This is a genomic window from Actinomycetota bacterium (assembly GCA_035759705.1).
GTDB lineage: Bacteria > Actinomycetota > CADDZG01 > JAHWKV01 > JAHWKV01 > JAJCYE01.
Genome location: DASTUJ010000067.1, coordinates 1 through 7487 on the forward strand (window position 1 = coordinate 1; position 7487 = coordinate 7487).

Sequence of the window (7487 nt, forward strand, 5' to 3'; positions counted from 1 at the left end):
GAGAGGAGTCCGCCTCCCTGTTGGCGGACATGCGCGAAGACCAGGTCGAGGTCGTCCAGACTCTCGTCTCCATGTCGGAGGCCGAGCTCAAGGAGCTCAAGCAGGCCGTCAACTCGGCCAAGCAGGAGGTCACCGAGCGCACCGCCAGCACCGGCCGGGACACCATCGAAGCCGGGCGGACCACGGTCGAGCAGATGGTCGAGTACCTGACCGGCTACCTGCAGGAGCGGGACGAGCAGCTGTACCGGGCCCGGGACAAGCGCCTGGTGGAGCTGTTCCAGCAGCTGAGCGACACCATCGGGCGAACCACCAAACGAAAGCTCAGCAAGACCATCGGTGACGACTACAGCACCCCGCAGGCGCTTTCGCCCCCCACCCCTCCGGCCAAAAAGCCGCAGCCCCTCTCCATTCCCCGGACCTTCCGCCAGCCCCCGCCGCAGCAGCCGCCGGCGCCCGAGCCCCGTGACCAGGGCCAGAGCTTCCAGGACCTGCAGCCGGTCAAGCCGTTCGAACGCCCGGACCCGGCCTTCGCCTTCAACGAGCCCAACGATCTCGACGAGCCCGACGAGCCTCCCATCAGGACGTTCGCCCCCATCGACCCGGAACCCGACCCCTTCGACTCACCGCAGGTGAGGTACCGGCCCTCCGGCGGCTCCTTCGGCGTGAAGGAGAGGCCCTTCGGTGAGACCGACCCGGCCCTGACCCAGTCGATGGCCAACCCTCTCAGCCGGGCCGAGCTGGTTAGGGACTACCTCGCCGAGTCCCCGGAAGAGATGTTTCTGCAGAACCCGCCGGCTCGTCCGGCACCGAAGACCCGCCGCAAGCCCCCGAAAAGCGATGTGCCCCCTGAGCCCCGAAACGTCAGCCCGTCGGGACGCGCCCCGAAGCCCCCAGCGAACCCACGTAACCGCCGCAAGCCCTAAAGCCCGGCCGGCGCCTAAATCGGCCGGTCTCGCCTCAGGCTTATAATGCCCGTCGGGCCTCAAGGAGGCTCTCCCTTTTGCACTTGACCAGGTCGCCGCAATGAACAAGACGATGTTTGAGGCAGACCCGCGCGTCCTGGTCGTGATGGTCACCTTCAACGGCGGCGCGTGGCTGGCGAACAGCCTCGACTCCCTGAGGTACCAGATCTACCCGTCGATGGACGTGGTCGTCGTCGACAACGGGTCCGAGACCGAGGCCGCTCCAACCGTCTCCCGGCACGCCCGCAACGCCGAGGTCGTATGGTCCGACCGCAACCTGGGATTCGGCGCCGCCGCGAACGCCGGCCTGGAGTCGTCCAGCCGGACCTCCGCCGCCGACTACTTCCTTTTCATGCACGACGACGTCGTCCTGGATCCGGACGCGGTCAACATGCTGGTAGAGGCCGCTATCAGCACCGGCGCCGGGGTGGTCGGCGCCAAAGGGCTCGACTGGGACCGCCCGGAGGTGCTGGTGGAGGTCGGCATGTCCGCCGACCAGTTCTGCATCCCCTACTCCGGCCTGGAGGAAGGGGAGATCGACCAGGGCCAGCACGAAAACCTGACCGAGACCCTGTTCGTCACCAACGCCTGCATGCTCGTCTCCCGCCAGCTGGCCGAGCGGTGCGGTCTCTGGGACGGCGCCTACTTCGCATTCGGCGAGGACCTGGACCTGTGCCTTCGGGCCCGGCTTGCCGGTTTCAAGGTCATGGTCGAGCCGGGCGCCCGGTACCGCCACGCAAGCGCCTTATCCAACGGCCAGCGCCGGGTGGGACGCGGGGTCCCCACCAAGGGCCACCTGGCGAAGCGCAACCAGCTGAGGACGATAGCGAAGAACGCCAGCGGTCCCCGAATGGCCTTCGCCCTCGTCGCCTCGCTGATGCTGGGGCTGTTCAGGATGATCGCCCTTCTGGTGCTGCGAAGGGTGGAAGAGTCCTCGGACTACCCCAGGGCATTCATCGACTTCGCCCGATCCCTGCCCAACGTCCTCATGCGGCGGCGGGCGGTCCAGAAACGCAGGACCGTACCCGACAAGCAGATCCGCGCCCTCATGATCCGGGACTCGCAGCGGTTCCGCCTGCAGGTAGAACGCAGGCTGCGCCACCTGGAGTTCGGGTCTCTCGTCTCGGGCGCCCGGAGCAGGAACAGCCTGTCCTTCTCCGGCCTTAAACGCGCCTTCGTCGAGTGGGCGCGCCAGCCGCTGACGATAGCCACCGGCGTCGTGGTGCTGCTGGGGATCATCGCGATGCGCGGAGTGCTGTTCGGCGGCCCCGTCGCCTCCGGAACCCTCTGGCCCTTTCCCGAGTCCACCGGCCGGTTGATCGGGGACTACCTCTCCGGCTGGCGGGACACCTCGCTCGGGACCGAGTCGGCCACTCCCACGGCCTACCCGATCCTCTGGGTGTTCAGCCTGCTGGGCCTCGGCCGGCCCGGGCTGGCACAAAAGCTGCTGATCCTCGGTCTTCTGGCCACCGGCCTGATCGGGGTCAACCGGTTGGTCCGGTCATCGTCCAGGCGGAGGCCCGCCCGCGTGGCGGCCCTGGCGGTCTACGCGCTGAACCCGGTGACTCACCTGATCGTCTCCACCGGGGACCTGGGAGCGCTGGCCCTTTACGCCGGGCTTCCGTTTGTGATGCTGATCGCCTTGAGAACCCTGGCGTCGGGGGCCGAGGAGATCGACGAGGAGGATATCCGGACTCCGGTCGAGGGAACCGGCAACACCCTGCTGACCGCCACCGGCCGGATCGCACTCATTCTGGTCCCTGTGATCGCTCTGGCCCCCTCGGCCGTCCTGGCGATCCTCGTGCTGTTCGGTAGCCTGGGCCTGGGCCGTGCAATGGGCGCCGGGTTCTCGGGACCGGTGCTCAAGCGTCTCCGCTTCCTCCTGCTGGCAGTACCGGTTGCGCTTGCGGTCCTCATCCCGTGGTCCTTCGAGGGACTGCGGCCGAGCGGCCCCATCCTAAGCCCGCTGTTCTCCGGGCTCGGCGGCTGGCTGTACCCGCTGTGGCGTGGGTTCTCGTTTCGAGAGGTCTTCTTTCTCGATCTCGAAGGCGCCATCGGCCTGCTGGTCGTGCCGGCGGTGGTTCTCGCCGCCCTGTCGCTGGTGGGGCCCGCCCGCCGGAGCGAGGCCCGGACCCTGTCGGTCGCACTTCTTGCATTCGGGATTTTCGGGGGACTGATGGGCAAGGGCCTGCTGCCTCCCTTCGTCGCCTCCCCGGCCATGTGGCTGACGGTTCCGCTGGTGATCCTGGCGGTCATGAGCGGGCACCTCGCCGAAGGGGTCTCCGAGGAGCTTCCGAAACACGCCTTCGGGTGGCGTCACAAGATCGCGATCCCGCTGCTTTGCGTGACGCTGGGCATCGGGGTCCTGCTGGGCTGGGCGCCCGGGCTGACCGGCTGGGACCGCCCGCCCGCCACCTTCGCCGGGGGGACCGGGGAGGAGGCCACCTCGATCGCCTCGTTCATGAAGACGACCGCCCAGGAGGTGGGCGACTTTCGCGTCCTGTGGCTCGGCAGGCGCTGGGCCGACCCGATCAGGGGAGGCCTCAGGCCGACGAGCGGCGCCGAGTACTTCTTGACCACCTCGCAGGGCCTGACCATGCTCGACGCCATCCAGCCTCCGCCGGCCGAAGGCGAGGCCCGGATGGATACCGTGATCGACGCCCTGCTGGGCCGCCGCCTCCACCTCGCCGGCCACCTCCTCGCTCCGGCGAACGTCCAGTTCATCGTCGCCGACCCCGGGGACCTGCCGACCATCGAAGCCCTCGGCCGGCAGCGTGACATCGCGCTGGAGCAGCAGCAGGGGGGAGTGGCGATATTCCGCAACCTCCAGTGGCTGCCCCGTGCCTCGCTGGCCCCGGCGACCCTCACCGAGGAGGTGGTCACCGACGGCAACCTGAGCTCGCTGATGGTCGTCGACTGGACCGGCGGACGGTCGATCCCGGCCCGCTCGCCGAGCAAGTTCACCGGAGAGCTGCCCCGGACGAGCCACACGCAGATCCTGTTGGGCGACAACTACAACAAGGGCTGGAAGGCGTCGGTGGGGGACACCCAGCTAGAGCAGACCGAGGCCTTCGGCTGGGCCAACCGGTTTGAGCTGAAGCCCAACGCCTCCGGCGAGGTCAGCGTCTACTTCGGCCAGCACTGGATCCGGTTCTTGTGGCTGCTCCTCCAGGTGATCATCCTGCTTGCGGTAATGGGAATGGCGGGCTCCTCCCAAAACGGCAGGAAGGAACGGTCGTGAGGCGCGCCGAGGTAACCTTCCTGGCCGTCGTCCTGGCCGTCCTGGCGGTGGGCCTGGTTATGGACTTCACGCTGCCCACGCGCTCGGCCGACGACCCCGAGCTCAACGCCGGGCAGTTCGTGTCGACCGGCTGGTACTGCCCCGTGCCGCCGGGTGAGGGGATCGAGGCGGTCATGACCACCGCCAACCTGGGCACCTCAGCCCTCGGCCTCCGGCGGTCCGCAATCGGCGGAACGACACAGTCGGGGGTGGACCAGGTGCCGCTTGCCGGCAGGAGCACCAGCAACAAGGCAGTCTCCGACTTCGGACTCAGTGACTCCACCGGCCTGGTCGAGGCGTTCGGGGGCAGCAACGCCACCGGGATGATGGTGGCCTCCAAGGGCAAGGGCGCAGCATCGTCGAGGTGCTCCGCCCAACCCTCCTCCCGGTGGCTGTTTGCGAGCGGCAGCACCTCCCGAGGCGAGAACCACTACCTGCTGATCTCCAACCCGTTCCGGGAGGAGGCTGTCGTGCGGATCAGGCTGATGTCCGGGGACAAGGAGGTGGTCCCCGCCCGCCTCAAGGACCTAGTGATCCGGTCGTTCTCCCAGACCTCGGTATACCTCTCGGACTACCTGCAGGAGGAGCCCAGCTTCGGGATAGAGGTAACCGCCTCCCGCGGCCGGGTGGTGGTCGCCCGGTACTCGAACGTAACCAGCGGCGGCGGCAGAGGCATCTCGCTGGACGTCGGCTCGCAGAACGTGTCGAGCGAGTGGATATTTGCCGAAGGCAAGGTGCCCACCGACGGCGAGGAGTCGATCGTCGTGGTCAACCCGGGGACCCGTGAGGCTCTGATCGGGGTGGTGTTCATGACCGCCGACGAGCGAACCGCGCCCCCCGAGCTGGCCGAGGTGCCCGTCCCGGCCGGGCGGCAGATGGTGATCAAGGTCTCCGACCACCTGCCTCGCGGAACCAGCTACGGAACCCAGCTCACGTCGGCCAACGACGTGCCGGTGGTCGCAGAGCGAAGGACCGCAGGCGTCCTGGAGAGGAACCGGTCGTACGAAACCGCCCTCGGGGTCCGGGCCCCCGCCGCGCGCTGGACGGTCCCCACCGGGTCGGCCGAGGGCGGAGCGGCATCCCTCAGCATCGTCAACACCGGCCAGACCCGAACCAGGGTCAGTGTCACCCTGCTGACCGAGGCGGGAGAGACCGAGCCGGCTGACCTGGAGTCGCTGACCGTGGACCCGGGCCGCAAGGCAGTCGTAGACATGGAGCCGTACCTGGACGGAAAGCTGGTCACTGCGGTGGTGGAGGCCGACGCGCCGGTGATAGCGGTGGAGAGCCAGTCGATCCTGGGGGGCCAGTACGTGGACTTCTCTACGACTCCGGGACTGCCCGCACCTTAGGCTAAGCCCAGCCGAGCTCGTCCAAGCGGTCGTCGTCGATTCCGAAGTGGTGGGCGATCTCGTGCAGGACGGTGACACGAACGACCTCCTTGACGTCTTCGGCGGTCTCGGCCTCATCCTCGATGTTGGATTTGTACAGGGTGATCAGGTCGGGCATGACGCCGAAGTAGTCGGCGCTCCGCTCGGTCAGAGGCACCCCTTCGTAAAGCCCCAGGATGTCGGCGTCCTCGGCGCTGGCCGGCGGATTTTCGTCGATGGCGATTTGAAGGTTGTTGATCCGGCTCATCAACCCCTCGGGAAGCTCCTGCATCGCCTGGTCCACGAGGTCTTCGAACTGACGGGAACTGAGGCTGGGTTTCATACGTCAATACTGCATCGAAAGTTGTTGAGTGGAGCGGTTTCTCCTAACGACGCCGGGCTGCTCCAAGGGGGGCATTCGTGTCTTTTCGCGAGGATCTGTAACAGAATGGGTCTGTTCGGACATAACATTTGAGACATACAATGGCAAACCAATGAAGACGGGCAAGCGCTCAATCAGACGTTTCCAACTGCTCACCTGGGTGGTTGGGCTGGTTTCGTTCGTCCTCGTGATAGGCGTCGGCGGTGCGGCAGCAGCGGTCAGGATGGAGTCGTCGAACACCAAGGTAAGCCTCAACGGCTTCCAGATCGGCGGCATCGAGCTGTCGGGTTTGGACAAGGCGGCCGCCACCCAGAAGCTTCACCAGCGCTACGAGGCGCCCCTCGACACCCCCGTCAGAATCAGCCTCGACGGCCAGACACTCCAGACCACCACCCGCCGCGAGCTCGGCGCATCGACAAACGTCGACGAGGTCTACGGCCGCCTGGTCAAGCTGCACCAGGACATCCCCTCGTACAAGCGGCTCTGGTACCGCATCACAGGCATGTCCATGGGCCACAACCTGCAGGTCGAGACCAAGGTGGAGGGCGACAAAGCGGCCGAGATGGTCAAAAAGCTTGCCGAGGCGGTCAACAAGGCCCCGGTTAACGCAAGCGTTTCGGTAACCGGCGGGGCTCCGAAGATCGTCGACGGCGCCCCCGGCTTCGCGCTGGACGAGAAGCAGGCCGTCGAGCTGCTGGAAAACGCCTCCCGGAAAGCGGTTCCCGCCGTCGACCTGACCGGCAAGCCGGTCGCCCCGAGCGTCACCAAGGAGAACTTCAAGGACATCCTCATCGTGAAGGTGGGGGAGAACAAGCTGTACCACTACGACGGCGAGCAGCTCGTGAAGACCTACGACGTCGCCACCGGCCTTCCCAAGTTCCCCACCCCAATCGGCCAGTTCAAGATCACGCAGAAGCGGTTCCGTCCCACCTGGGTGAACCCGGCCAAGAAACCCGGCGAGTGGGGCGCAAAGCTGCCGGCCCAGATCGGCCCCGGGCCGAACAACCCGCTGGGGACCCGTGCGATGAACCTGAACAGCCCCGGAATCCGGATCCACGGGACCACCGCCGACAACTCGATGGGCTACAACGCATCGCACGGCTGCGTGCGGATGAGAATGTCGGACGTCGAGGAGCTCTTCGAGAGGGTCGACGTCGGCACGCCGGTAATCATCCAGTCGGCCGGACCGGCTCGCCTGATGCCGTCGCCCCCCAAGGCGCCGACCATTCAGGACCTGGTGGAGAGCAACGGGACCGCTGCGCAGGTTGCGCCGGTCGCCCCCGCTCCGGCTCCCGCCCCCGCTCCTGCGCCCGTGACGCCCGCGCCGGCCCCGGCGGCCCCGCCGCCCCCCGCTGCGGTCAACCCTCCTCCTGCCCCGGTGGTGCCGCCCCTCAACATGAACCTGAACGACTAACCGAGCATCGATCACCGGAAACAGGCACTACTGAGGCGATTCCCCGCAGACTCCTTGGACGAGGTTTGTCTCCAGGGCCGAA

Annotated in this window: 5 protein-coding genes; 4 read left to right on the forward strand and 1 reads right to left on the reverse strand. The window is 67.2% G+C overall.

Going from position 1 to position 7487, the window contains the following annotated elements; all coding sequences use genetic code 11:
* From VFV09_04345 to VFV09_04355, 3 genes are all read left to right on the forward strand, one after another.
* The coding region (locus tag VFV09_04345) for a hypothetical protein (protein ID HEU4866941.1) at nt 1-923 on the forward strand (923 nt) is incomplete at its 5' end.
* 100 nt (nt 924-1023) lie between these two features.
* Complete coding sequence (locus VFV09_04350; GenBank protein ID HEU4866942.1) at nt 1024-4203, forward strand: glycosyltransferase family 2 protein; 3180 nt, start codon at nt 1024-1026, stop codon at nt 4201-4203.
* Nucleotides 4200-5591 (forward strand): DUF5719 family protein, encoded by a 1392-nt coding sequence (locus VFV09_04355; protein HEU4866943.1) that lies wholly within the window; start codon nt 4200-4202, stop codon nt 5589-5591. Before VFV09_04350 ends, VFV09_04355 begins: the two co-directional genes overlap by 4 nt.
* Nucleotide 5592: 1 nt before the next feature.
* Here the strand turns inward: VFV09_04355 and VFV09_04360 are convergent, their stop codons facing one another.
* Nucleotides 5593-5952 (reverse strand): metallopeptidase family protein, encoded by a 360-nt coding sequence (locus VFV09_04360; protein ID HEU4866944.1) that lies wholly within the window; start codon nt 5950-5952, stop codon nt 5593-5595.
* A gap of 151 nt (nt 5953-6103) precedes the next feature.
* On the opposite strand from VFV09_04360, the gene VFV09_04365 reads away from it, so the two are divergent.
* Nucleotides 6104-7405 (forward strand): L,D-transpeptidase/peptidoglycan binding protein, encoded by a 1302-nt coding sequence (locus tag VFV09_04365; GenBank protein ID HEU4866945.1) that lies wholly within the window; start codon nt 6104-6106, stop codon nt 7403-7405.
* The last annotated feature ends 82 nt before the right edge of the window (nt 7406-7487 follow it).